This window comes from Bradyrhizobium sp. NBAIM14, assembly GCF_020193895.1.
In the GTDB taxonomy this organism is placed as follows: Bacteria; Pseudomonadota; Alphaproteobacteria; order Rhizobiales; family Xanthobacteraceae; genus Bradyrhizobium; species Bradyrhizobium yuanmingense.
The window spans coordinates 346,931-370,638 of record NZ_JADYVQ010000006.1; the positions used below are offsets into that span (position 1 = coordinate 346,931).

Genomic DNA, 23,708 nt, shown 5'->3' on the forward strand with positions numbered 1-23,708 from the left:
TTAGACTGCCGCAAGCGCGACGAGCGTTTCCTGATAGGCCTCGAACGCATCGCGCCGATCGGCGGCGTAGGGCTCGACCCGCACCAGGCAGGTATGGGCCGAGCAGCCCTGGCCGAATTGAGACGTGCCGATGTCGAGCGTGAGCACGTTCGGATTGCCGGCGACCTCGAGGCCGCTATTGCCGGTCGGTGTGAACCAGGCGCCGGTCGGGAGCACAAGCACCCACCGGCGGACCTCGTCGCTGACCTCAGCAGTCGCAAGGCATTCCCCGCGGTCGTTCCAGATGCGGATCGTCTGGCCGTCGACGATGCCGAGAGCAGCCGCGTCGTCAGGATGAAGACGGGCCTGTTCACGGCCATTGCGTTTCATGACGCGGCTCGATGGGCCGGTTTCAAGCTGGCTGTGAAGACGGCCGGCCGGCTGATGCGAGATGAGGTGCATTTGGCCAGCTTCTGCAGTGCCGAGCCATTCGGCGGGCTCGATCCAGGCAGGATGCGAGCGGCAGTCGGGATAGTCGAGCCTGGCAAGCGTCTCGCTGCCGAGTACGATCTTCCCGCTTTCGGTGTTGAGCGGGTATTCCTCGGGCTCGTTGCGGAAGTCGGCCAGGAACGTGTGGTCTGCCTTGACCGGGCAGTGGGCATAGCCGGATTCCCAGAACGCATCGAACTCCGGCATGGCGAAACCAAAGCGCTTCGAAGCGTCGTCCCGGCAGGCTTCGTAGAGATGCCGGACCCAACCCATTTCGTCGCGGCCTTCGTTGAAGCGCTCGGCCACACCGAGCTTGCCTGCAATCGCGTTGAAGATATCGAAGTCGGAGCGGGCTTCGCCCAGCGGCTCGATGGCCTTCTTCATGGCCAGGATGAAGTCGGAGCGCCTGTTGCCGGCAAGATCGTTACGCTCGATCGACGTGGTTGCCGGCAGCACGATGTCGGCCCGTTGGGCTGTCGCGGTGAACATCGGGTCCTGCACGATGATCGTTTCGGGCCTCGTCCAGGCTTCCGACAGGCGGTTGAGATCCTGATGATGGTGGTAAGGATTGCCGCCCGCCCAATAGACCAGCCTCGTATCCGGATAGGAGCGGATCTCGCCTTCATAGCTGAATGGCCGACCGGGATTGAGCAGCATGTCGCTGATGCGCGCCACCGGGATGAAGCTGTCGATCGGCCTCTTCAGCTGTGAAATGGCTGGAGACTTGCCGAGATTGAGCGGGGCCCCGACACCTCCCAGCGAAGCATAGCCGTAACCGACACCGCCGCCCGGCAGCCCGATCTGGCCGATTATCGAGGCCAGTCCGAGCGCCGCCCAGAACGGCTGTTCGCCGTGATGGGCACGCTGCAGACTCCAGCTCACCGTCAACATGCTCCGCGTGTCGACCAGGCGCCTTGCGAGCTCGGCAATCTGGCCTGCACCGAGCCCGCAGATGCCGGCGGCCCACAAGGCGTCCTTTCGTCCGCCATCCGCCTTGCCTTCGAGATAGCGAAGAAGACGATCCGCGCCGCTGGTGCAGCGCGCAAGGAAATCCGTGTCGTGCCGGCCGGCCTTCACGATCTCGCCGGCGAGGCCGAGCATCAGCGCAGTGTCGGCGTTCGGCCGGATCGGCCACCATTCGGCATCGACCCAGTCCGGCAGATCGTCCTTCAGCGGTGAGACGTGGATGACCTTGACGCCACGCTCGACGATTTTCCTGAGATAAGTCTCGAGGCGGTGGCTGCCAATTCCTCCGGCCTCGTTTTGCGCGGTTCGTGGCGACAGAGCGCCGAACACCACCAGCGTCTCGGTGTGCTGCGCGATCGTGTCGAGCGTATTGGCGCGGCCGCCACACGCGTCGTCGTTGCCCAGCGTGTGGCGCAGGATCACCGGACCCGCCGCGATGGAATAGGTATCGACGTGCCGGGTGAAGCCGCCAACCAGATTGAGCATGCGCTTCAGAAGCGAAGAGGCATGATGCAGGCGCCCCGAATTCGTCCAACCATAGGAGCCCGCAAAGATCGATGCGTTCCCGAACGCGTCGGCGACGCGGCGCACTTCGTCGGCAACCAGCGTCGTCGCCTCGTCCCAGCTGACAGGAACGAACTTCTCTCGGCCACGCCCGCGGCGATCGCTGTTTTCGCGCTTGTCCAGCCAGCCGGAACGGACCATCGGCCGCAGCACGCGCCGCTCGGGATTTGCCCATTCGGCAATAGAATGGATGATCGGGGACGGCGCCGGATCGTGCTGGAACGGCTCGATGCCCACGATGCGATTATCCTCGACGAGGATCGTGTACGCACCCCAATGGCTGCAATGCGGGATCCGTTTGATCCTGCTCATGCGTCCACCGCTCCAAGTTCGCGCCGCATCTGCGCGGCGAACTCGGGATAGGTCTCGGCGAGTTCGTCGAACACGCGGCCGCGGAGCAGATCGAGTGTCGATCGATCGGGCAGCGCGGTCTGCCGCGGCTCGGCTTCATGCTCGAATCGAAAGCCGGTCGCTTGCTTGATCTCCGCAAGATCGTGCCCGGGGTGAACACTGTCCAGCTCGAACCCCGGCCGCGTCTTGTCGAATCGAAAGAGTCCCTTGCCGGTCAAGAGAGCCACGGGGCCGCCGCTCCGGAAGACTCCCTCGGGACTGACGCCGGGGGCACTGATGAAGTCGACCTTCTCGACGAAGACGCGCGGCGTATGCTCCTCGCGGAACAGGATGACCCGCGGCACGACGAAATAGAGATAGGCCGACCCGAACGAGCCGGGCCAGCGCACGCTGGAGCGCGGATAGTCACCGGTGCCGACGAGGTTGACGTTGCCAAGGCCGTCGATCTGGCCACCGCCGAGGAAGAACGCGTCGATCCGGCCCTGACCTGCACAATCGAACAGCTCCGCCGAACCGTTGGTGAAGAAATTATGCTCGACAGAACCGAGGATGGAGAGGCGTGGACCAACGGCGCCACGCGCCTCCTTCATTGCACGCAGCAGCATCGCGCCAGCGGCAGGAATCGGAGAGGAGGCGCCTACGGCAACATGCCTGACGCCATCGAGCAACCGCGCGATCGTGCAAATCAGCACTTCGCGAGGGAGAACGTCCGACATCACGCGGGCTCCATCTGCGCCTGCGCCATATAGGCCGAGAAGCCATCGGCCGTTCGCGCGACCTTCGCATAACGCGCGATCTCCGCGCTATCGGCGGGATACTCGCCCCATAAACCGTATGGCCATGCGCCCTTCGGTGCGCGCGCGACTGCCGTGACGTAGAGTGCCGGCAGCACGCCGGCCGCGCTCATCTCGTCGGCGAGCAGATTTTCCTCGACGATGCGCTCCACAGTGACGAGAACTGTCTGCGAAGCGTAGGCCATTGCGGCAAGCTCGCGGCGTCGCCCGATCCAGACATTGCCGAAGCGATCAGCCATCGGCACATGGAAGATCGTGACGTCAGGCTTGATGGCGGGAATCAGCACGATCGGATCGCCTCCATCCGCCAGCGGATTGTCGACGACGCGCCAATCGTCGCGGTGGCGCAGCAGATCCGTTCCGATCAGCCCGCGAAGGGGCATGAAGGGGCTGCCCTTCTGCGCCGCCATCAGGCCCGCATGGATGGCAGGACAGGTCGCGTCCTTCAGTCGAACCGCGCCTTCCTTGACCGCCGCGTTGAACCGGGGCGCTCCACCTGCTTCGCCCAGCGAGACCGCACTGGTCTCCACCGTCCGGACCAGACCTGCGCCGACAAGCTGGTCGAGCTGCAATCCGCCGGTTGGCACGCAGACCAGATCGAGATCGCCCGCGCCATGCTCGATCATTGGACGCGTCATGGCCATGGAGACGCCGGCGTAATCGACGGGCAGCGCGACGCGCATGCCCGGCTCGATGTGCTTCGCCATGACGCGAGGCTCGCTCAACACCATCATCCTCCCGGCTTTGTTCTATATTGTAGAACGCAATTCCAAATTATGTTAGGCGGATTTGGACGATGCTGTCAATCCGGCTTCGCCGGCGGAGCCTTCATTTCCAGGACTTTCGCGCGCAGCCGGCCGCAGCAGCGCACCTTTGCGCCGCGATCAGGCGGCGCGACTTGACAAGACGACGCGCTGCTCCAACAATAATTGGAATGACGTTCTATAATATAGAACATACTGGGAGGATAGAATGGGCGAGCCTTCGGCTCAGCGTGCGATGCGCTCTGGCGATGCGAACGTTCGGACATTGCCGACCGGCCGCCTCCGGGACCGCGACGCGTTCGGATCGAGCATTGCCGTCCGTGAAGCGGTGAAAGCTTACGGCAACTTTCATGCGGTCGACCGGATCAGCATCGACATCGAGCCCGGCGAGTTCATCACGCTTCTTGGCCCATCCGGCAGCGGAAAAACGACGCTGCTCAACCTTGTCGCCGGATTCCAGAGCCTCGACAGCGGCGAGATCCTCGTCGACGGCAAGCCGGTCCACAACGTACCCACGCACAAGCGCGGCTTCGGCATGGTGTTCCAGAGCTACGCGCTATTTCCGAACATGACGGTCAGCCAGAACGTCGCGTTTCCGCTTCGGATGGCGGGGGTCGACCGGGCGACTGCGGAGCGGCGCGTCGCCGAAACGCTGGAGATCATGCGGCTGACGGAGCATGCGACGAAGTCTCCCTCGCAAATGTCGGGTGGACAGCAGCAGCGCGTCGCGATTGCCCGCGCCATCGTCAGGAAGCCCAAGGTCGTGCTGATGGACGAGCCCCTCAGCGCCCTCGACCGGCGGTTGCGCGAGCAGATCCAGATCGAGATCCGCGACCTTCACCAGACCATCGGCAGCACGATCCTGTTCGTCACCCATGACCAGGGCGAAGCCCTGACGATGAGCGACCGCATCGCGGTACTCAACGCCGGCAAGATCGTTCAGATCGGCCGCCCCCTGGACATCTACCGGCATCCGACTGATCGCTTCGTCGCCTCGTTCGTCGGCGAGAGCAATCTGATCGAGGGTGAGATCCTGCAGAAGCGCGGATCGACACTGACGATGAAGAACCGTGCAGGATACGTGTTCAGCGCCGAAAGCCGGGACACGATCGACGTCGGACGCGCAACCGTGCTCGTGCGTCCGGAACGCATCGCGGTGTCGAACGAGCCGGCTGCGAATTCCACGCCCGTCAGCGTCACGTCTGCGATCTTCCTCGGCGAGATCCTGCGGATCGAGGCGCAAATGGAGGGCGGAGATCCGCTCCTGATCCGCTGCACCGACATGGCCGACCGGCCGCTGCCGGCCGTCGGCGATCGTCTGCACGTGAGCTGGGGCGCCGCGGATTGCTGGGTGCTTGCATGACCGCGGCATCGATCGGCACCCAGGCAGGCCGTCCTGCGGATCTCGATCTCGTCAGGAGGTTGAAGGATCCGGCGCTGCTGCTCCTGCCCGCGCTCGCGTTTCTGGCCTTCATCTATCTGCTCCCGCTGATCGATCTCATCCGCATCAGCGTGAGCGGGCCGTCGTGGTCGACCTATTTCGAGCGGGTGTTCGCCATACCGCTCTATTGGGATTCGCTCGTCCGCACGATGCAGATCTCGGTCACCGTCGCCGGACTGTGCCTGCTGTTCGGATATCCGACGGCGCTGCTCATTCACCGCAGCCGCGGCATGACCCAGGCCCTGATCGCGACCGCGATCGTGCTGCCCTATTTCATCGCCATCCTGATCCGAACCTACGCCTGGATGGTCCTGCTCGGCCGCAACGGGCCGGTCAACAAGCTGCTGGTTTCGGTCGGAATATTGAGCGAGCCGGTGCAGCTCCTCTTCAATCGCGGCACGGTGCTTCTCGGCATGACCGCGGTGCTTCTGCCGCTGATGGTGCTGACGATCTATTCCAGCGTGGCGCGCCTCGATCAAAGCCTGACCCGCGCGGCGCTGGCCAGCGGCGCCGGGCCCATTGCGGCGTTCTGGCGCGTGTTGCTGCCGCTGACCCTACCCGGGATGGGCGCCGGCTTCCTGCTGGTCTTCGTCGCAGCGATCGGGTTCTTCATTACGCCCACGCTGCTCGGGGGACCCGGCGACCAGATGTTTGCCATGCATATCACGCAGCAGGCGGACTCGGTCACATCGGAGGGATTCCTGCAGGCCTTGGGCGTGGTGCTGCTGACGATCACGCTGGCGGTGGTCGCGGTGGCCGGACGCTTCCTCGGCTTCGAGTTCATTTGGGGCGGCCGCAAGCTGACCGAGGCCGTACCGACGACGACTAACCGCTACGCCGCCGATGACGGCCGCCGTAGTTTCGGCGCCTCAGCTGCCGACTTGATAGGCTGGCCGCTTCTGAGACTTTTCGGACGACTGCCGGCGAGCTTCGGGACCTGGACGGTTCGCCTCATGGGCGGACTGGTCATTACCGTTCTCATCCTGCCGATCATCGTGGTGATGATCATTTCCTTCAGCAGCGCAAGCTATCTGACCTTCCCGCCGCCGGGCTTCTCATTTCGCTGGTATGAGCAGTTCTTCTCCGATTCGAACTGGATGCGGGCGTTCTGGACATCCTTGGTCGTCGCGGCGATGTCGGCCGGAATCGCGATCGTGCTGGGCGCGTCAGCCGCCCTCGGCATCGTCAGGAGCAGCATTCGCGGCAAGTCCACCATCATGCTGCTGCTCGTAAGTCCGATCATCGTGCCTCCGGTCGTGCTCGGCCTGTCGCTCTACAGCCTGTTCCTGCGTTTCGACCTGGTCGGCTCCGTCTTCGGCCTTGCCGCGGCGCATGCGATCGGCGGCCTTCCCCTCGTCGTGGTGATCCTGTCCGCATCGCTTCAAGGCGTCGATACAAGGCTCGAACAGGCGGCTGCCGTCCATGGCGCATCGTCCCTGACGGTGTTCCGCCTGGTGACGCTGCCGGCCATCATGCCGGGCCTCGCTGCAGCGACATTCTTCGCCTTCCTGCACTCGTTCGACGAGTTGGTGCTGACGCTGTTCCTGTCGAGCGCGGAGCTGAAGACGCTCCCGCTCATGCTGTGGGGCGACATCAATTACCGGCTCAATCCGGTGCTGGCCGTGGTCTCGACGCTGGAGGTGCTGCTGGTGGTCGCAGGGCTCGTCCTTGCACGGCCCGTTCTCGCCACGTCGCGGAAGGCAACGTGACACAGATCAATTTCAACTGGAGGAAAGAGAAAATGCTGGGAATGAAACGCTGGCGACTGTCGGTTTCCGTATTGGCCTCGGCCCTGTGCATCGCGATGGGGACGGGCCCGGCTCAGGCTCAGAGCAACGTCGTGATCATGCAGGACCCGGGCGGCGGATATGGCGATGCATTGCGCAAGGTCATGTACGATCCGTTCGAGAAGGCGACCGGCATCAAGGTGGTCACCGTCCAGGAGGCGCGTAGCGGCCCACGCATCAAGGCTCAGGCCGAGGCCGGCAAAGCTCAATGGGACCTGACGTTCATCTTCGACCAGGAGACCAAGCTGCTCGGCGACTGTTGTCTCGCCGACATCGACTATTCCAAGCTGTCCGACGCGGCCAAGCAGACGCTGGCGGCCATGCCGGACAATCTGAAGCGCAAGAAGGGCGTGGCGCTGCAGGTGATCGGCGTCGGCCTCGTCTACAACAAGGACAAGTACAAGGGCGAGAACGTGCCGACCAGCTGGGCCGACTTTTGGGACGTGAAGAAATTCCCTGGCCGGCGCTGCATGCCCGCCTGGCCGCGTTTCGTCTTCGAGGCGGCGCTGATGGCCGACGGCGTAGAGAAGAGCAAGCTCTACCCGATCGACATGGAGCGGGCGCTGAAGAAGGTCAAGGAGATCAAGCCACACATTGCCAAATGGTGGACGACATCCGCACAGCCGCCGCAGCTCCTGCTCGACGGCGAGGCCGACATGTGCATGGCCTACACCGGTTCGATGAGCAAGCTCGCCCTGGAGGGCGCCCCGATCGAGCTGACTTTCAATCAGGGCTTCATCTACTACGACTTCTTCTCGATTCCCAAGGGAGCGCCGAACTACGACAACGCGCTGAAACTGCTGTCCTGGCGGCTCGAGCCCAAGCGCGCGGCGCAGCTCACCTCGACCTTCCCGGTCGCCCTTCCCTCCCAGGTCGTCTTCGAGGCCGCAACCGACAAGAAGCTCGCGCGCTACTGGGCCAACAACCCGGACAACGTCTCGAAAGCGATCGAATGGAGCCCGGATTATTGGGGCGCGACTTCGCCGGCTGGAAATTCCACCAATGAAGAGTACGGGCAGGAGAAGCTCAACGCCTTGCTGGCCCAGTAAGCAGGCTGATCAGCCCCGATCCGAAAGGATCGGGGTTAATTCCACACCCGGGCTATTGCCGTTCGCGCGGCCATGCTAGATCGAGTGAAATATCATTCTATTTTGGCTGGTGGATGGATAAGGCTTTTACCAAGGGACTGCGTCTCCTGGAAGCACTTGCTCTGAGCGAGCAGCCCCGCGGCGTCACTGACCTCGCGAGCGAGCTGAAGCTCACCAAGAGCAACGTGCATCGGCTGCTGATGACTTTGCAGTCTCAAGGCTATGTGCGCCAGATCCCCCCGCACAGCACCTACGAGCTCACGACCAAGATCTGGGCGCTCGGCAGCCATGTCATCCACCGGATGGATCTCATCAACGTCGCGCGACCGGCAATGACGAAGCTTGCCGAGATCACCGGCGAAACCATTCACCTGTCGGTGCTCGAGGACACCGACGTGGTCTATGTCGACAAGATCGAAAGCGCTCACCATATCCGCGCCCATACAAGCGTGGGTATGCGCGCACCCGCTTTCACCATGGCGACAGGCAAAGCGATGCTCGCACATATGCCTGATGACTACCTGGAACGGTTCCGGCCGCATCTGAGGCGCTACACGGAAGCGACGCGAACGACGATCGAGGAGCTGCGGGAGGACATCGAGCTGGCACGCGCGCAGGGCTACTCCTCCGTCCTGCACGGCGAGTGGCGCGAGGGCATCGCCGCCTGCGCTTGTGCCATCCTCGGTCGTTCCGGCGAACTCGTGGGAGCGATTGGCATGTCCGGGCCCGACAGCCGCATCAAGCGCAAGCAGATAAAAGAATATTCGGTTCACGTGATGGAGGCAGCCCGAACCATCGGCGCTGCCCTCGGCTATTCCAGTAGGCCGGCGGCATATCCAGCAATGCGAGGCGGTCCTAGACAGTCACATCAATCACGACGAGCCACCTGATCTTTCCAGGACGGCGTTGGTGCCGGGCAACGGAAGCAGCCGCTGCTCGTCCATCGCGGACTTCAGATCGAGGTCCGCACCCGTATACCCGGCCAGGAAGTGAGCATCCCCCGCTCACTCGCAAAAGCCGAGGGCGACAACGGCATCGGCTTCACGGACGCGCTTGATTCGCTCGACCGCGCCCGCGCCGCCGATCGCAGCGGCGACATCGACGCGTGCAGCCGGGAGATCGCACGCGCGCGGGCCGTCCTGAGATAGCAAATGCCGCTCAAGGGTCGAAGGCAAGGCGATGCGCGCAACGCGGTCGTGCAGCCGTGGGAGCAGGACGTGCGTTCTGGAAATACCCGCCCGAGCGCAGGTTTCTAATGTCAATGCAATCAGGTGGAGCCTTCTCCATGCATAAACAGCACTCATCGAACAATAGGCCACACACGGGCCGGGATCGCGCCGAGCCTTCTTGATAAATTTCAGTGCGATGCTTGCTGCGTCTTGCACCTGCCGCTAGGGGTTCGATCTGCGTCCGACTTCAGCATCCGGGCGGCAGCACCGGCGACACGCCGGGCGTTGGTGCTGCGCCTGAAGCGTTCGCCGGCAGCACAGTCGCAGGCGAGCCGAGATTGATCGAGACGCCTTCCATGCAAGCCGAGCTGTTCGGGCTGGGCACAACCGCAGCGTTCGGGTCTATACCCGTCCCACCGGCACCACTGGCTTCCGCCTGAATCGTACCAGGTGCGGGGCTTGTAGCCACTTGCGGGATCGACAATGGCAGGGACGCAGCGCTCGTCACCTCTCCCCCCGGCGTCGAGCTGCATCCGACCGTCGTACCTGTTCCTGAGGGCGCAGCTGAGGAGATCGTACCGGTGGCGCTGCTGTTCCGCCTTATCACCGGCAGCAACGGCGCCGCGATGTCCGGTGGTACAAGGCCTGTCGGCGATACGGTCGGCGTCGCCGGCACCGGCGTCGGCGATGACGACGGCGGAGCGCAGACGACCACCGTCCCCGGCGTCGTCGGATCCGACGCGAGCGGAACCGGCGCCAGCGTCGTGTCCGGAGCACCTGACACGGTCATTGCGGAAAACGGCCCGGGACTGTTGAGCGGTGAGACCACGATCGCGCCCGGCACCGTCGGCAGATCCATTGCAGTAGTGCCGGTCGTTGCGACCTGTGCCTGACCAGCAGAGCTTCCGAGCAGCAACGCCGTCGCCGCTGCGAGTACAATTCGCATCATCTTTCGCGTCCTAGCTCGCCTCGCTCTTGCGAACGGTGACCTTGCTTCCCTCCGCCAGATTGACCGCGGGATTGAGCACGACCTGGTCGCCGGGCTGCACGCCGTCGCGCACTTCCACCGTGGTGCCGAAATCCCGGGTGATCGAGACCTGCTGAAAATGGACCGTGTTGTTGCGCACAACCACGACATGGAGGCCGTTCTGGTCGAAGACGAGCGCATCGGATGGGATCGTCGTCGATGCTGTCCTGCGCGGGATCGATAGTTCGACCGTGCAATATATGCCCGGACTGAGCAGGCCATCCGGATTGGGCACGTCGATCTCGGTTAGCAGCGTCCGGCTTCCCGGCTGCAGCGCGGTTGCGATCCGCGTGACCTTGCCCGCAAACGTCCGCCCCGGAATCTCGGGGACGCGGATATCCGCATCGACGCCCGGGCCAACGCCGAACGCTTCGTCCTGTGGCACGAACACCTGGGTTCGGATCACGTCGGAATGCATCAGCGTGAACATGAAGGTGGACCCGGCTGATACCAGGCTGCCGTTGTCCACGTTACGCTGCGTGACCACGCCGTCGAATGGCGCCACTACACGCTGATAGGACTTCTCCTGCTGAAGAACTCGGATCTGCGCTTCCTGCGCCGTGATATTCGACTGGGCGACACCCACCGCGCCTTGCTGCGCGCGCAGGGTGAGACGATCGTTGTCGCCCTGTTGTGCCGTCAACCAGCCCTGCTTGACGAGATTGCTGTCGCGCGAGTTGGTCACGTCGGCCAGTTCCCGGCTTGCCTCCGCCTGCTGAAGCGCGGCCTGGTCCTGCGCGAGCGTCGCTTGCGCCTGCGCGATCTGCTGGTCGAGCTCGGGCGCAGTGATTTCCACGAGCAGCTCGCCCTTCTTGACCCGATCGCCGATATCGACGTAGCGCTTCTCGATGTAGCCGCTGGTCCGCGCGAAGATGTTGGCCGCCTCGAACGCGGTCGTCGTCGCCGGCAGGCTCACCTTCATGATGTCGCCTCCGGGCTTCACCGTCGCGACCCGAACCTCGGGAAGGTTGGTTCGAGCCTGCTCTGCCACAGCGGCAACGCCACGCATGGCCTCATAGTGCCGCCAGCCGCCGATGCCGAGACCGCACGCAAGCATGAGGAGCACGCCTCCGCCGAGCAGCGCGCCGCCGTAACGGCGTGCGGATCGAGGGCCCTTTCCCGGCAATTCCACAATCCGGAGGCTCTCCGCCCCCGGGCGGTGTGTCGCCCCGTCGTCATCGGTCCTTGCGCGAACGTCACTCATTCCGGTTGCTCCTCGAATACCCCATGATGAGGCTTGCCGTCGTTGCCTTTGCGCAGCATGGCGAAGAGATAAGGCACGATCAGCAGGGTAGTCGGTGTTGCAAACAGCAGACCGCCGATGACCGCCCGCGCAAGCGCTGCATTCTGCTCCTCGCCGGGCCCGCCGATCGCCATCGGGATCATGCCGACGATCATCGCCGCCGCGGTCATCAGCACGGGCCGGATTCGCGTCCGGCCTGCGCTCAGCGCCGCCTGGAATGCCGAATGCCCCTTCAATTGCTCGTCGCGTGCGAATGTCACGAGCAGGATGGAGTTCGCGGAGGCTACGCCGATCGCCATGATGGCTCCCATCAGCGAAGGCACGTTCAGCGTCGTCCCGGTGATAAACAGCATCGTCACGATGCCGCAGAATGTCGCCGGCAGTGCCAGGATGACGACAAAGGGATCGCCAAAATTCTGGTAGTTCACGACCATCAGCAGGTAGACGAGGATGGCCGCGAACAGCAGTCCAAGGGAGAGATCGCGGAACGATTGGTGCATGCTCTGGATCTGGCCGAGAACCTGGATCGAGTTGCCCGGCTGGAGTTGCTTCTGCAGCGTGGACGTCACCTTCTCGATGTCAGCCGCGACGCTGCCGAGATCACGGCCCTGCACGCTCGCATAGACATCGTAAACCGGCTGCACATTGGCTTGGTTCGAGTTGGTCGGAACGGTGCCCCGCTTGAAGGTCGCAACATTGCTGAGCAGGCCCGGTACCGTCTGCCCGCTTGCGGCAAGCGAGGCCGAAACCGGCGTATTGCCCAGCGCGTTCAGCGAATTGGTCCTGTACTCTGGCGTCTGCACAGCCAGGTAATAGGGAATGCCGGAAGTCGGATCCGTCCAGAAGTTCGGCGAGACCTGCGCGGACGATGAGAGGCTGACATTGATGTTGGTTGCCACCGTGCTCGCATTGAGACCGAGTTGCGCGGCGCGGGTGCGGTCGATGTCGGCGTAGAATGCGGGAGCATCGACCTCCTGCTGCAGATGTGCATCGACCACGCCGGGGATCGCGGCGAGACTCTTTTGCAGTTCCTTGGCGACGGCGAGATTGTTGTTGCCGTAACCGACCGTGCGGACATCGATCTGCGCCGGGAGACCGAAGTTCAGGATCTGCGTGACGATATCGGCCGCCTGGAAATAGAACGTGTCCTCCGGGAATGCCCTCGGCAGCACCTGCCGCAGCCTCCTGATGTAATCCGCCGTCGGCTGGTGCCCTTCCTTCAACGACACGAGAATGGTGCCGTCGTTCACCCCGATGGTGGAACCGTCCGTGAAAGCAAGGTTATAGGGCCGCGCCGGCAGGCCGATATTATCGACGATCAGCGCCCGGTCGTGCTCGGGAATGACCTCGCGGATCTTGTCCTCAACTGCCTGGAAGATCGCTTCCGTCCGCTCGATCCGCGTGCCCGCGGGGGCGCGAACATGGAGCTGGATCTGGCCGCCGTCGATCAGGGGATAGAAGTCCTGGCCGACATAGGCGAACATCGTGGCACCGAGCGCCAGCACCAGCAGGGCGACGACGGGTATCACTGCGCGGTGCCGCAGCAGTTTCAGCAGCAGATCGGAATAGCCGTCGCGCAGGCGTTCGAAACCGCGCTCGAATGCCGCGGAGGCGCGTGCGAGGATGTTTGACGGCCGATTGCCCTCGCCATGACGTTGCTCGCCCTTCAGGAGCAGGCCAATCGTGATCGGCGTCAGCGTCCGCGACAGGCCATAAGACGCCAGCATCGCGAACACCACGGCAAGGCCAAGTGGCGTGAACAGATATTTGGCCGGGCCCTCGAGGAATACGACCGAGATGAACACGCAACTGATCGCGAGCGTCGAGACCAGCGTCGGAATGGCGATTTCGGCGGCTCCGTGCAGAGTCGCGTCCGGCAGCGGCATGCCTTCCTCGGTCCAGAGCCGGTGCGTGTTCTCGATCGTCACCGTCGAATCGTCGACGAGAATACCGACGGCAAGAGCAAGGCCGCCGAGCGTCATGGTGTTGAGGGTCTCGCCGAGGAAATAGAGGACGATCAGCGAGGACAGCATCGCCAGCGGGATCGAGATCAGGACGACGAGCGTCGATCGCCACGATCCCAGGAACACCAGAATCATCAATGCCGTCAGGCCCGCCGCGATCGCGCCTTCGCGCAGCACACCATCGACCGAATGTGTGACGAAGATTGACTGGTCGAACAGCTCGTTCACCTTCAGCCCCGCGGGCGCCGACGCGCGGATCGACGTCAGGGCCGCTTTCACGCCGTTGACGACGGCCAGCGTGGAGGCATTGCCGTTCTTGATGACGCTGAGCAGGACGGCGCGGTGGCCATCCTCGCGCACAATGTTCTGCTGAACCTGGGCGCCGTCGCGGACCTGGGCGACGTCCTTCAGGAAGATCGTCGCCCCGTTCGCGAACTTCACCGGGATCATGTTGAGATCCTGGATCGTCGCCGGCGTCGCGTTGGTACGAACGGTGTACTGGGTGTCGCCGATCTTGGTCGTGCCGGTCGGCAGCGTCAGGTTCTGCGTGTTCACTGCGTTGACGATGTCGAGCGGTGTCAATCCGCGCGCCAGCAGCTTGTTCGGATCGAGGTCAACCATGATCTGGCGGTATTTGCCGCCGGTAGGCGTGGGCAGGGTCACGCCTGGAACGGGAGCCAGTTGCTGGCGGACCCGGTAGATGCCGAAATCGTAGAGCTGCTGCTCATTCAGGTTGTTCGATTCGAGGCTGAGCTGGAGCACCGGCACGCTTGAGGCATTGAACTGCACGATGATCGGCGGCTGGATGCCGGGAGGCATCAGGGCGCGGATGGCGTTGGTCGCCGAGACGATCTGCGAGATCGCGAGATCGAGATTGACGTCCGGCTGAAAGTAGATCTTCTGAACCGACAAGCCGTTGAGGGTCTGCGCCTCGATATTCTTGATACCGCTGACATTGGCGCTGATCGAATACTGGCTGTAGGTGCTGACGCGCTGTTCCATCTCCGGCGTGGAAAGGCCGGTGTAGCTCCAGATGACGGTGACGACGGGAATCCGGATCTCCGGAAAGATGTCTGTCGGCATCGAGCGAATCGCGATGCCGCCGAGGAACAGGATCAACGCCGCAAGCACGTAGAAAGTATGCGGAAGCCGCAGCGCGAAGCGAACAATTCCCATGATTGGTCTGCCTGAAACAGGGTTACGCAGGATCGTCGGACAAGTGAGGGCGGCCGCGCCTCCGTTCAAATGAAAACGAATTCAGTCGCTGCACGAGGCGGCGTGTGACACATCATGCGCGGCGTTCATGACGGCCCGTTTGACTTTGGCGAAGGTACGGATCTCGATCTGCCGAACCCGCTCGCTGGATATGGACAGCTCTCGGGCGAGTTGATCGCGCGTAACAGGACATTCCTTCAGGCGCCGCGCCTCGAAGATATGACGCTCCCGCGGCGCGAGCCCGTCCAGTGCAGCGCGCAAAGCCCTGCTGCGCTGCTCCGTCTGGTCGTGATCGGCAAGCATCGTCTCGGCGTCGACCGCACCATCGACCAGCAGGGCCTCCAGCTCGGTTCCACCGTCCTCGTCACCGACGCGCGCGTTCAGCGACATGTCGCGGTGGAGTCGCGCGTCCATCTCGATCACCTCGCGCGCCGTCACCTCGAGCTTCCCGGCGATCAATTCGGCGACGTCGGGTGTGAGCCCGGCCATCGCACTGCTGGTGGCTTTCCTGATCTCGCCGCGGAGTTTGAAAAACAGCTTCTTCTGCGCAGCCGTCGTCCCGATCTTGACCAGGGACCACGATCGCAGGATGTAGTCGTGAATGGTGGCCTTGATCCACCAGATCGCATAGCTGGAGAATCGGGCGCCGTGCCCGGGCTCGAAGCGCGACGCCGCGATCACGAGGCCGAGATTCGCTTCCGCGATCAGATCGACCAGCGGCAGACCGTATCCCCTGTAACCCCTCGCCAACTTGGCGGCGAGCCGAAGATGGCTGGTGACGAGCGCATCCGCGGCGCGCCGATCCCGCGTTTCCTGCCAGCGACGCGCCAGCTGCTGCTCCTGACCTGATTCAAGTAGCTCGTAGCGCCGGATTGCGGCGGAATAGGCGGTGAGGAACGGCGTCGACACCGCTGCGATCGGCACGGCAACAGGATCGCGGCACACCACCTCATGGCTCGTCTGCATTTGTCACTCCTATAGTCCGGGCCGGCTGATTGATCTCGGAGGCACCGCACGTCATTTGGCTCATCCCATCTGGCCGGCCTCTGCGTGCAGCAATGCGCGTGACCGGCGCGCGATGGGCCTGCCCGCACTCCCGGTCCAGGCGAGGATCTCGATCCGCCCACCGGGAGCCGGGCCAATGATCAGCCGGAAGCCGTGCAGCTTGACGATCGCCGCCACCAGGCTCAGTCCAAGCCCGACGCCCGGCGTATTGCGCATCTTGTCGGAGCGGTAGAACCGCCGCAGCACTGCTTCGCGCTCCTGCTCGCTGATGCCGGGCCCGGTATCGCTAACGCGCACCAGCGCGGTCTCGTCCTCCGCCTGCAGGGCGAGGTCCACCCGCCCGCCGGACGGCGTGAACTTGATGGCGTTGTCGACGAGGTTGGCGACTGCCTCGAACAGCAGGTCGCGGTCACCCCACACCTGCACATTGCACTCGGTGACGACGCCGAGCCCGACATGCTTGTCCTCGGCGATCGGGTCGTAGACGTCGCACACCTCCCGCAGAATCTCGTCGAGCGCGACGTCGCCAAACCCGGCCATACGGCGGTTGTTCTCGATCTCTGTCAGGCGCAGCAAGGCCGTGACGATCGCGAGCGACTGGTCGATGCCGGCGATGGCCTTGTCCGCAACGTCCTGCAGCTGTTCCAGCGTCGCCGCATGGGTCCGGCCGCGCTCCAGCGCCAGACGGACGCGGGTCAGCGGCGTCCTGAGATCATGAGCGATGTCGTTGCCGACGCCGGCGAGCGCATTGATCATCGTCTCCATCTCGTCGAGCATGCCGTTGACGATCCTGGCCAGCCGCGCAAACGGGTCGTCCGTCCCGCCCTCCGGAAGCCGCTCGCGCAGCTCGCCGGCCACGATGCGCTGGACCCGCTGGTTGACCTCCTCTACGCGTCGCTGGGCGCGCAAGCTCAGCCAGGCACCCGCAAGCAGGCAGAGGCTGAAGGCCGGCAGCAGACCCAGGGCCAGGGCCTGGCCCACCACGCTCGATATCTCGCGCGTCTCGTCGACGTTCCGTCCCATCACCAGGACATCGCCGCCCTCGAGACGGCTGCCGACCGCCCTGACGACGGGACCATGCTCCGTCGGCTTCTCCAGCAGATCGAGTCGCACGCCCTGCGCCGCCCCATCGAGCCCGAGTTCACGCGGCACGCGGTCGATATTCCCGGCCAGCCTTTTGCCGGCAGGATCGAACAGTCCCGCGTACTGCACGCCCCTGGAATCCTGCGCGAGGTGATCCGCGATAGCGCTGACGCGGCGGGCCGGGGACAATTCCGCGACGAAGTGGATCTGCGTGGTGATCATGCGATCGGACCGCGCGACCAGATAGGCATCGAGCTTCCAGTAGATGAAGGCGAACAAGGCGACCACGAACAGCGCAAAGGACGCCGCCACGGCCAGAGCCCAGAGAAATGTGCTGGAGCGGATCAACTGTGTCTGCTGCATCGCCCGTCCCTCCTACCGCGAGCGAAGGACGAAGCCGGAGCCTCGGACATTGTGGATGAGCTGTGTCTCCCCGGAACCGTCCACCTTGTGACGAAGCCGGCCCATATGCACGTCGATCAAGTTGGTGGTCGCCGGAACGAACTTGTAGTTCCAGACCTCCTCGAGCAGCATCGCGCGCGTCAAGAGCTGATCGCTCCGGCGCATCATGTACTCGAGCAAGCGGAATTCGCGCGGCAACAGGTCGAGCCTGCGCTCGCCGCGCCGCGCGGTGCGCTCGATCAGATCGAGCTCGAGGGGCCCGACATGCAGGATGGTTTCGCGGCTGTCGCTCGGCCGGCGCAGCAGCGCCTCGATTCGCGCAACCAGTTCGATGAGCGCGAACGGCTTTGTGAGATAGTCGTCCCCGCCCATGCGCAACCCGCGCACCCGGTCATTCACGGCGCCAAGCGCACTCAACACCAGCACAGGCGTCCTCACCTGCTCCTTGCGCAGCACCTCGATGACGGTCAGCCCGTCAACTCCCGGGAGCATGCGATCGACGATCATGGCATCGGGGCTCGACGCACGCGCGCGCTCGAGACCGTCGACGCCGTTGCCGGCCCACTGCACCTCGAAGCCGCGATCGCCGAGTTCGGCGAGGATCGCCTCGGCGGTTTCAGTGTCGTCCTCAATCAGGAGAATCCGGGTCATGAGCCTCGTACCATAATTCCCACGGCGTCTTGACGCGCGGTTGGGCAGCACGGGTACGGCGTCGGGCCGTGTCATGCTCAGTGCCCGCGTACGTCGGACGCGCGTCGCTGATGCCGCCTGTTGCCGGTCGCCCGCTGCGCTATGAGGTAGCTCTGCCGCGCGCACCGCGCCACTAAATTGCGGTTCATGTTGTCGGCTGTGCGTGCCGCCAACGGCACGAGGACCCGCACCACGCGTGTTACAAATGCAATGATCATCTTCCGCGCTCCGCTGCCAACCGACTGGATCGAACATATGCCGTCAACACACGTGCCGTCGTCTCAGGGACCACGGATGTTATGCATTCGCACGATCGTGGTTGCGACACCGCAGCGGCTCTCGGGCGGTTGAAATGCAGTGAGCAAAACGTGCGTTGGAAACGTGGCCGATCGTTCACACATCGTCGCTGAGCCGGCTTGATCGGCCTGATGTCGTCAGAGGAGAGAGCGAATGACCACGTCCAAACTATTGTCGATAGGATTGATCGCGGCCGCAATGCTGGGTGGCCCAGTCATGGCGCGCGAGCACCAGCGCGCCGCGCAGCGGCCCGACGTGGCCGCCGATACAGTCGCGGCGACCACGCCGTTCCATTATCCGGGCGAGCGCGCCTGCGTTCCGGCGCCGCGCGTCGGCGCCTTTGCAACCGCGCCGTGGACCGGCAACAACGTACCGTGCGAGCCGGGCACAGGCAGCTAGTACTGATTGGGTGACGCGGCCTGCCCTATAGCTTCGCCGCGTTTTGCAATAACGAGGAGCGGACTGCGCTGGTCGGCCCGCTCCTACGCGTGCGTCGCGCCGATCCGCGAGACGCTCTTCGCGAGCGGCTTGCCTGATATTCTGACATCGAATTCAGTTGGATCGCCTCGTACCGGACCTACCTCTCCCTCATCACTGACCCGGCCATCGGCAACCTCGCGCGGAACATGGCCGGACAGCGCAACAAGAGGAGTCATCCATGAAACGTGCAATCATGATTCTGGCGACAGCAGCACTCGCCTCGACGCTCGCCGTTGGCGCGGCCAATGCCCATGGCGGCGGTGGTGGCGGTGGCCACGGCGGTGGTTTTGGCGGTGGCGGCTTTGGCGGCGGACATGCAGGCTTCGGCGGTGGACATGCGGCCTTCGGCGGCGGCGCGCATTTCGGCGGCATGGGCCATGAGGGAGATTTTGCCGGCGGCGCCCGGTTCGGCGGCGAGCACCTTGGCTTCGGTGGTCATGACGTAGGCCTGCGCCAGCACGCGTTTCACCACTTCCGCCGAGGCGGCTATGGATTCTACGGCGCCTATCCAGATTGCTACGACTGGTACGAGTTGCATCCCGACCTGCCGTTACCGCTGAGCTGCAGCTAACCGCCGCACTCTGCAACCATTGGTCTGGAGCAGCGGGGGCGCATTGCCGTTCGCGTCGAGGATAGAGTCGATGAAGTGCGTCGTTCTATGCGCGTGGCCACGTCAGGCACGCCCTGCGGTAAGCTCGTGAGCATCGCCTCCTTCTTCCGAGGTGCGCTGCCCGCGCTGTGCTTCCGTGCACTTCTGCAAGGCGGCCTAATCGCTGCGATGCGGTCTGCGCGACCGCAGAATAGCTAAGGCGGAGCCCCGCTCATCTCTCGCGATCGAGGAGGCTGTTGCGCTCCCCTGGGCCCGTCCCGACTATAAAACCTCGACCGGCGCGGCGCTCGACGATCGCACATCGGTCTCTCGATAGCGTTCCACCGCTTCAGACGACTTGTACTAAATTGGCCCCGACGGTTTTCCTCGAGCAGGTTGTTCATTGCGGGCCGCGCTCGCAGCACCCAGCTCCACAAGACCACGACATCTGGACAACAAATCGCGGCATCCAACCCAAGATCTAGCGTCATCACCCATTCGACTAGCAGATCTTTGGAATTGACCTAAAACGACTCGCGAATTTTTGGCGACGGACGCGAAACCAATGACTTAATCGACTCGCATTTGATTGGTCCCGACAGCACTCAGGAATCGCTGAAAACGGTCGCGTACCGAAGGTGCGCGGATTGATTTCTGATCATTAGACTTGGCGCGCTACGGTTTCTCCGCCGGAATCCGACCATCCGGATCCATTTTCAGATACTCACCGCGATCGGTGGTGAAAGCCGCGGTGCTGGGCAACGCCAGGCGTTGTCTGGTAGGCCCTGTTGGGCCCAAACAAGGGAGCCGCGCCGCCAGGGCGTTCCAGGCCCATTCTGCCTGCTGGCGTCAATTCGCAGTCGTTCAACACATCCCGATCGGGATATTGCGCCTGAAACAAATCTGGATGTTGAGTCGCCCACAATGGGCACTGGGCGCTTGCAGAGCTTATCGCGCCAATCGACATCATCGCTGCAATAACAAAGGTCCTGAATCCAGTCATGGTCGTGCTCCGAACGGCTGTTGTTTTCGTGCGGAGCATTCGCGCTGACTCGAACCGGCTGCTCTGTTGAAATGCGCTTCCTTCGAATTTCTTGGTTGAGCATTAGGTGGGTATGCGCTCGGGAAAAACACGTGGGTGAACAATCACGCCTGCGCGAATGGCAAATCGGTGTGCTCATCATCGCGTGACGCACCCCGGCGACGAAAGACTCCAAACCGTGACGCAACTGCCAGCATGAAGCCGAGTGCGGGGTTTACAGATTCGCACGAATTCGACCGCCAACCCGCGCGTGATGCCGAGGACGTTACCAGTCTTGCAGGCGTCACCGATTGCGAGGGCGTGGACCGAGGCTCATCTAACTCATCATCGTAGGTCTATCGGAGAAACTCCCATGCGATCGGGTCTCGTTTTGAGCCTTTTGATTATCCTGTGGGCCCCCGTCAGCGCCGCGGTGGCAGGCCAGGTCCATCGGCATCATGCAAAAGCGCATCCTCGTGTTCTGACGACTGGGAGTACTGCGGCCTGGGCTTATTCACCGGCACGGCCGGACCGCCGTCAACCGGCCCCGCACTATGATGATCAACCAGAGCCAGGTCATAATCCTTACGAGAGATGGGGTGGTTAGCACCCCGTCGCCTCCGCGTCGCCGCCGGCTTGGCGCCCCTTCGAGCGCGGCGATGGACCGCTAGTTCGTTGCCGACCTCAATCCCGGTTCAGGAGGCGTTCGCCCGCGCCCGTTCGCGGGCTTCGCGGCGGCGCTCTCGGCGCTCGCGCCGACGCTTGGCCCGGTCGGCTGGCTGCGGCAGCGGGGAAAGCGGAGCAATCTCCAATACCGGCTGGGACGTCTCATCGACCGGGGCCGCCAGGCTGGGCTCGCTTGGTGCCGGTCGGGCTTCCATGAACGCCAAGATGTCTCGCCCCTTCGACGTCAGTCTCCAGCCACCGCTGATGCGCTCGACCAGCCCCTGGGAAAAGATGTCGAGGTCCGGCACGCGGCTGGCAAGACGCCTCGTCCGGTCGGCCCAATCGCGGCCGCTGGTCGCCAGGATCGCCATGTCGCGCTTGAGGTCTTCCATGACGGCAAAGCCATCCGGATAGCTCACCAGGATCTTCAAAACCGTAACCTGGAAATTCACGCCCCGGCCCCCGCTCTGGCTCAATCAGCGCCAGAAGATTCACTCCCGCGAAAACGCCCACCGTACTTTGCTTCGGTGCCTTCGCGATTCAAAAATGTTAAGTTCGAGAAAGAAGTGCGCACCGGAGAGCGGGGCTGCAGCCCCCGTCGGGCGAACCTAAAGCTTCCGATACGTCACATGCGCCGTCGCGAACGGAATGCCCGCGCGCCCGGCGGATCCGCGCACGATGCAGGCGCGGTCATCGATCGCATAGAACCAATCGTCGAAGTTCAGCTTGAACGACTTTCCATCGCCTTGGGGCGTGTCGCGCGTGTACTTCCAATGGAATGCACAACCGGCCTGCTCGCCCGTGGCTTCACCCTCCAGTCGATTTTCGTGGCCGATGTATTGACCTTCGCTCAGCTTGTGGATCGTCCAGCGCAACGTGTCGCTATGGCCGTCATCAAAGGTGTAGGTTTCAGTCAGAACGACAGTGTCGGTGTCCGCGTCCAATTCGCCATGCGCCGTGATCGTCGCCCGCTTCAACAGCCCGCCGACGAGACTCTCGACCACCGCCCATCCTTCCAAGCGACCAACGAAGAACTGCTCAGGGAGAAACACCGGCGTGGTGCCAGCGAACGCATCAATGACCATGGCTTTTCCTCCGAAACCGATGACGACATAAGCCGCCTCTCAGCACCAGGGTTCCTCAGGAGGAAACCTGCCTGGCTCTGCTGGGTGCTTGCAACGCATACAGACGCTGCGTCACAACGCGCGCTCCCCTTCATCCGGAACACGTGGACAAGCCCAGCCCTGCCGTTTGGGAATCTCTGACCCGTGTTAACAGCCCGGAACGATCTGGCGGCGGCACGGATTCGTCCCGCAGGAGCAATCTCGCATGCTGATGACCAGGGAAAGACGGCCGGCGATCCGGACCTTACGGGGATGGGCCACCCACGTGCTGCACGAGGCCGGCGCGATCTGCGAATGCGAGGAGCACGGCTGGGCCAGGGATCGCGCCGACCCGCACGCGCGCCATCGCGCGGTCGCGCTTGCGCGCCAGGATCCGCCGGACGGCGTCTCTGCCGATCAGGCCGTCGCGGAGATCAACGATGTCCTCGATTCGATCGGCGATACATGTCCGGAGTGCCCTGACGAGGGCCTTTGAGGCCTGCGACTAGGACCTTCGCGTACCAAGCGGCATAGGGCGTGTTTTCGATTTAAGTCCGGCGTCACGGGATGCTTCATGCCGATTTCCGCCGCGCCCCTGCGGCCGGCTTTTTCGCGGACGTCTCCCTGGCGGCCGCCTTCTTGCCGGCGATCGGCATCAGCATCTCCTTCTGGCCGGCCGCCGCCTTCCTCGGCTTCTTCGCCGGCTTGTCCGCCTTCGCGGGCGCGGCCTGCTTCCCGACTTCCTTGCCGACGCTCCGCCGCAGCGCCTCCATGAGGTCGACGACGTTCTCGCCCTTCGGCCGCTCCTTCGGCCGGATCACCTTGCCGGCGCGCTTTTCGTTGATGAGGTCGATCAGCGCGGTCTCGTAATGGTCCTCGAACTTTTCGGGCGCGAAGCGTCCGGCCTTCTGGTTGACGATGTGCCGGGCGAGATCGAGCATGTCCTTGGTGACCTTCACGTCCTGGATGTCGTCGAAATATTCGGCCTCGCTGCGCACCTCGTAGGGGTAGCGCAAGAGGGTGCCGACGAGGCCCTTGTCCATCGGCTCCAGCGCGATGATGTGCTCGCGGTTGGTCAGCACCACGCGCCCGATCGCGACCTTGTTCATCTCGCGAACGGTCTCGCGGATCACCGCGAAGGCGTCGTGGCCGACCTTGCCGTCGGGCCGGATGTAATAGGGGCGGATCAGATAGCGCGCGTCGATGTCCGATTTGTCGACGAACTCGTCGATCTCGATGGTGCGCGTGGACTCCAGCGCGATCTCCTCGAGCTCTTCCTTGGAGACCTCGATGTATTGGCCCTTCTCGAGCTCATAGCCCTTGACGATGTCCTCGTTCGTCACCTCGTCGCCGGTCTCCGCGTCCACCTTCACGTATTTGATGCGGTGGCCGGTCTGCCGGTTGAGCTGGTTGAACGAGATCTTCTCGCTCTCGGAGGTGGCGGGATAGAGCGCCACGGGACAGGTGACGAGGGACAGTCTCAGGAAGCCTTTCCAATTGGCGCGCGGGGCCATTTACGCAGAACTCCGGT

The 23,708-nt window shown here is 63.6% G+C and carries 20 protein-coding genes; 8 read left to right on the forward strand and 12 right to left on the reverse strand.

From position 1 onward, the window contains the following. The 3 genes from I6F28_RS18175 to I6F28_RS18185 are packed head-to-tail and all read right to left on the reverse strand — an operon-like array spanning position 1 to position 3,874. A complete protein-coding gene (locus I6F28_RS18175; RefSeq protein ID WP_225140415.1) occupies positions 1 to 2,310 on the reverse strand; it encodes a molybdopterin-dependent oxidoreductase in 2,310 nt (769 codons plus the stop codon). Then, complete coding sequence (locus I6F28_RS18180; protein ID WP_225140416.1) at positions 2,307 to 3,065, reverse strand: CoA transferase; 759 nt, start codon at positions 3,063 to 3,065, stop codon at positions 2,307 to 2,309. Before I6F28_RS18180 ends, I6F28_RS18175 begins: the two co-directional genes overlap by 4 nt. After that, entirely contained in the window at positions 3,065 to 3,874 is an 810-nt protein-coding gene (locus I6F28_RS18185) for a CoA transferase subunit A (RefSeq protein WP_225140457.1), read from the reverse strand. Before I6F28_RS18185 ends, I6F28_RS18180 begins: the two co-directional genes overlap by 1 nt. Before the next feature lie 241 nt (positions 3,875 to 4,115). Here I6F28_RS18185 and I6F28_RS18190 point away from each other — a divergent pair, with 241 nt between their 5' ends. From I6F28_RS18190 to I6F28_RS18205, 4 genes are all read left to right on the forward strand, one after another. Next, a complete protein-coding gene (locus tag I6F28_RS18190; RefSeq protein WP_225140417.1) occupies positions 4,116 to 5,270 on the forward strand; it encodes an ABC transporter ATP-binding protein in 1,155 nt (384 codons plus the stop codon). Then, positions 5,267 to 7,057 (forward strand): ABC transporter permease subunit, encoded by a 1,791-nt coding sequence (locus I6F28_RS18195; RefSeq protein ID WP_225140418.1) that lies wholly within the window; start codon positions 5,267 to 5,269, stop codon positions 7,055 to 7,057. The genes I6F28_RS18190 and I6F28_RS18195 overlap by 4 nt, the downstream gene beginning before the upstream one ends. Positions 7,058 to 7,089: 32 nt before the next feature. Further along, positions 7,090 to 8,184: an extracellular solute-binding protein gene (locus I6F28_RS18200; RefSeq protein ID WP_036011588.1), complete on the forward strand. Its 1,095-nt coding sequence runs from the start codon at positions 7,090 to 7,092 to the stop codon at positions 8,182 to 8,184. Positions 8,185 to 8,297: 113 nt separating this feature from the next. Then, a complete protein-coding gene (locus I6F28_RS18205; RefSeq protein WP_036026695.1) occupies positions 8,298 to 9,113 on the forward strand; it encodes an IclR family transcriptional regulator in 816 nt (271 codons plus the stop codon). A 114-nt stretch (positions 9,114 to 9,227) separates the two neighbouring features. Here the strand turns inward: I6F28_RS18205 and I6F28_RS18210 are convergent, their stop codons facing one another. After that, positions 9,228 to 9,608 carry a hypothetical protein gene (locus tag I6F28_RS18210; protein WP_192893333.1) on the reverse strand — a complete coding sequence of 127 codons (381 nt, stop codon included), beginning with the start codon at positions 9,606 to 9,608 and terminating at the stop codon, positions 9,228 to 9,230. Positions 9,609 to 9,973: 365 nt separating this feature from the next. Between I6F28_RS18210 and I6F28_RS18215 the strand changes: the two genes are divergently transcribed. Continuing rightward, the gene (locus I6F28_RS18215; RefSeq protein WP_225140419.1) at positions 9,974 to 10,285 is read left to right on the forward strand and encodes a hypothetical protein; all 312 of its coding nucleotides are present in this window, start codon (positions 9,974 to 9,976) and stop codon (positions 10,283 to 10,285) included. Between the two features lie 66 nt (positions 10,286 to 10,351). Here I6F28_RS18215 and I6F28_RS18220 read toward each other — a convergent pair whose 3' ends face one another. From I6F28_RS18220 to I6F28_RS18240, 5 genes are all read right to left on the reverse strand, one after another. After that, positions 10,352 to 11,623 carry an efflux RND transporter periplasmic adaptor subunit gene (locus I6F28_RS18220; RefSeq protein WP_225140420.1) on the reverse strand — a complete coding sequence of 424 codons (1,272 nt, stop codon included), beginning with the start codon at positions 11,621 to 11,623 and terminating at the stop codon, positions 10,352 to 10,354. Further along, positions 11,620 to 14,802, reverse strand: a complete 3,183-nt coding sequence (locus I6F28_RS18225) for an efflux RND transporter permease subunit (RefSeq protein WP_225140421.1) — start codon at positions 14,800 to 14,802, stop codon at positions 11,620 to 11,622. Before I6F28_RS18225 ends, I6F28_RS18220 begins: the two co-directional genes overlap by 4 nt. Positions 14,803 to 14,883: 81 nt before the next feature. Next, positions 14,884 to 15,807 (reverse strand): RNA polymerase sigma factor RpoH, encoded by a 924-nt coding sequence (gene rpoH, locus I6F28_RS18230; protein WP_225140422.1) that lies wholly within the window; start codon positions 15,805 to 15,807, stop codon positions 14,884 to 14,886. Between the two features lie 60 nt (positions 15,808 to 15,867). After that, complete coding sequence (locus I6F28_RS18235; RefSeq protein ID WP_225140423.1) at positions 15,868 to 17,292, reverse strand: sensor histidine kinase; 1,425 nt, start codon at positions 17,290 to 17,292, stop codon at positions 15,868 to 15,870. Positions 17,293 to 17,304: 12 nt separating this feature from the next. Further along, the gene (locus I6F28_RS18240; protein WP_036011605.1) at positions 17,305 to 17,982 is read right to left on the reverse strand and encodes a response regulator transcription factor; all 678 of its coding nucleotides are present in this window, start codon (positions 17,980 to 17,982) and stop codon (positions 17,305 to 17,307) included. Positions 17,983 to 18,471: 489 nt separating this feature from the next. Between I6F28_RS18240 and I6F28_RS18245 the strand changes: the two genes are divergently transcribed. Together I6F28_RS18245 and I6F28_RS18250 are read left to right on the forward strand one after the other, a co-directional pair. Further along, complete coding sequence (locus I6F28_RS18245; RefSeq protein WP_036035837.1) at positions 18,472 to 18,717, forward strand: hypothetical protein; 246 nt, start codon at positions 18,472 to 18,474, stop codon at positions 18,715 to 18,717. Between the two features lie 259 nt (positions 18,718 to 18,976). Beyond that, positions 18,977 to 19,369, forward strand: coding sequence for a hypothetical protein (locus I6F28_RS18250; RefSeq protein WP_036026706.1), 393 nt, complete (start codon positions 18,977 to 18,979; stop codon positions 19,367 to 19,369). Between the two features lie 1,734 nt (positions 19,370 to 21,103). On the opposite strand, the gene I6F28_RS18255 is transcribed toward I6F28_RS18250, so the two are convergent. Together I6F28_RS18255 and I6F28_RS18260 are read right to left on the reverse strand one after the other, a co-directional pair. Next, complete coding sequence (locus I6F28_RS18255; RefSeq protein WP_225140424.1) at positions 21,104 to 21,526, reverse strand: hypothetical protein; 423 nt, start codon at positions 21,524 to 21,526, stop codon at positions 21,104 to 21,106. A 156-nt stretch (positions 21,527 to 21,682) separates the two neighbouring features. Continuing rightward, on the reverse strand, positions 21,683 to 22,159 hold the full coding sequence (locus tag I6F28_RS18260) for a DUF3833 family protein (RefSeq protein WP_225140425.1): 477 nt from the start codon (positions 22,157 to 22,159) through the stop codon (positions 21,683 to 21,685). Positions 22,160 to 22,403: 244 nt separating this feature from the next. On the opposite strand from I6F28_RS18260, the gene I6F28_RS18265 reads away from it, so the two are divergent. Continuing rightward, the gene (locus I6F28_RS18265; RefSeq protein ID WP_225134970.1) at positions 22,404 to 22,673 is read left to right on the forward strand and encodes a hypothetical protein; all 270 of its coding nucleotides are present in this window, start codon (positions 22,404 to 22,406) and stop codon (positions 22,671 to 22,673) included. 76 nt (positions 22,674 to 22,749) lie between these two features. Here the strand turns inward: I6F28_RS18265 and ku are convergent, their stop codons facing one another. Then, complete coding sequence (gene ku / locus I6F28_RS18270) at positions 22,750 to 23,691, reverse strand: non-homologous end joining protein Ku (protein ID WP_036026710.1); 942 nt, start codon at positions 23,689 to 23,691, stop codon at positions 22,750 to 22,752. Between the last annotated feature and the right edge of the window lie 17 nt (positions 23,692 to 23,708).

Coding starts and splice junctions, on each gene's coding strand:
- I6F28_RS18175 (WP_225140415.1), bottom strand. CDS start 2,310: ATGAGCAGGATCAAACGGATCCCGCATTGCAGCCATTGGGGTGCGTAC.
- I6F28_RS18180 (WP_225140416.1), bottom strand. CDS start 3,065: ATGTCGGACGTTCTCCCTCGCGAAGTGCTGATTTGCACGATCGCGCGG.
- I6F28_RS18190 (WP_225140417.1), top strand. CDS start 4,116: ATGGGCGAGCCTTCGGCTCAGCGTGCGATGCGCTCTGGCGATGCGAAC.
- I6F28_RS18265 (WP_225134970.1), top strand. CDS start 22,404: ATGCTGATGACCAGGGAAAGACGGCCGGCGATCCGGACCTTACGGGGA.
- I6F28_RS18200 (WP_036011588.1), top strand. CDS start 7,090: ATGCTGGGAATGAAACGCTGGCGACTGTCGGTTTCCGTATTGGCCTCG.
- I6F28_RS18195 (WP_225140418.1), top strand. CDS start 5,267: ATGACCGCGGCATCGATCGGCACCCAGGCAGGCCGTCCTGCGGATCTC.
- I6F28_RS18260 (WP_225140425.1), bottom strand. CDS start 22,159: ATGGTCATTGATGCGTTCGCTGGCACCACGCCGGTGTTTCTCCCTGAG.
- ku (WP_036026710.1), bottom strand. CDS start 23,691: ATGGCCCCGCGCGCCAATTGGAAAGGCTTCCTGAGACTGTCCCTCGTC.
- I6F28_RS18185 (WP_225140457.1), bottom strand. CDS start 3,874: ATGGTGTTGAGCGAGCCTCGCGTCATGGCGAAGCACATCGAGCCGGGC.
- I6F28_RS18240 (WP_036011605.1), bottom strand. CDS start 17,982: ATGACCCGGATTCTCCTGATTGAGGACGACACTGAAACCGCCGAGGCG.
- I6F28_RS18220 (WP_225140420.1), bottom strand. CDS start 11,623: ATGAGTGACGTTCGCGCAAGGACCGATGACGACGGGGCGACACACCGC.
- I6F28_RS18225 (WP_225140421.1), bottom strand. CDS start 14,802: ATGGGAATTGTTCGCTTCGCGCTGCGGCTTCCGCATACTTTCTACGTG.
- I6F28_RS18235 (WP_225140423.1), bottom strand. CDS start 17,292: ATGCAGCAGACACAGTTGATCCGCTCCAGCACATTTCTCTGGGCTCTG.
- I6F28_RS18250 (WP_036026706.1), top strand. CDS start 18,977: ATGAAACGTGCAATCATGATTCTGGCGACAGCAGCACTCGCCTCGACG.
- rpoH (WP_225140422.1), bottom strand. CDS start 15,807: ATGCAGACGAGCCATGAGGTGGTGTGCCGCGATCCTGTTGCCGTGCCG.
- I6F28_RS18245 (WP_036035837.1), top strand. CDS start 18,472: ATGACCACGTCCAAACTATTGTCGATAGGATTGATCGCGGCCGCAATG.
- I6F28_RS18205 (WP_036026695.1), top strand. CDS start 8,298: ATGGATAAGGCTTTTACCAAGGGACTGCGTCTCCTGGAAGCACTTGCT.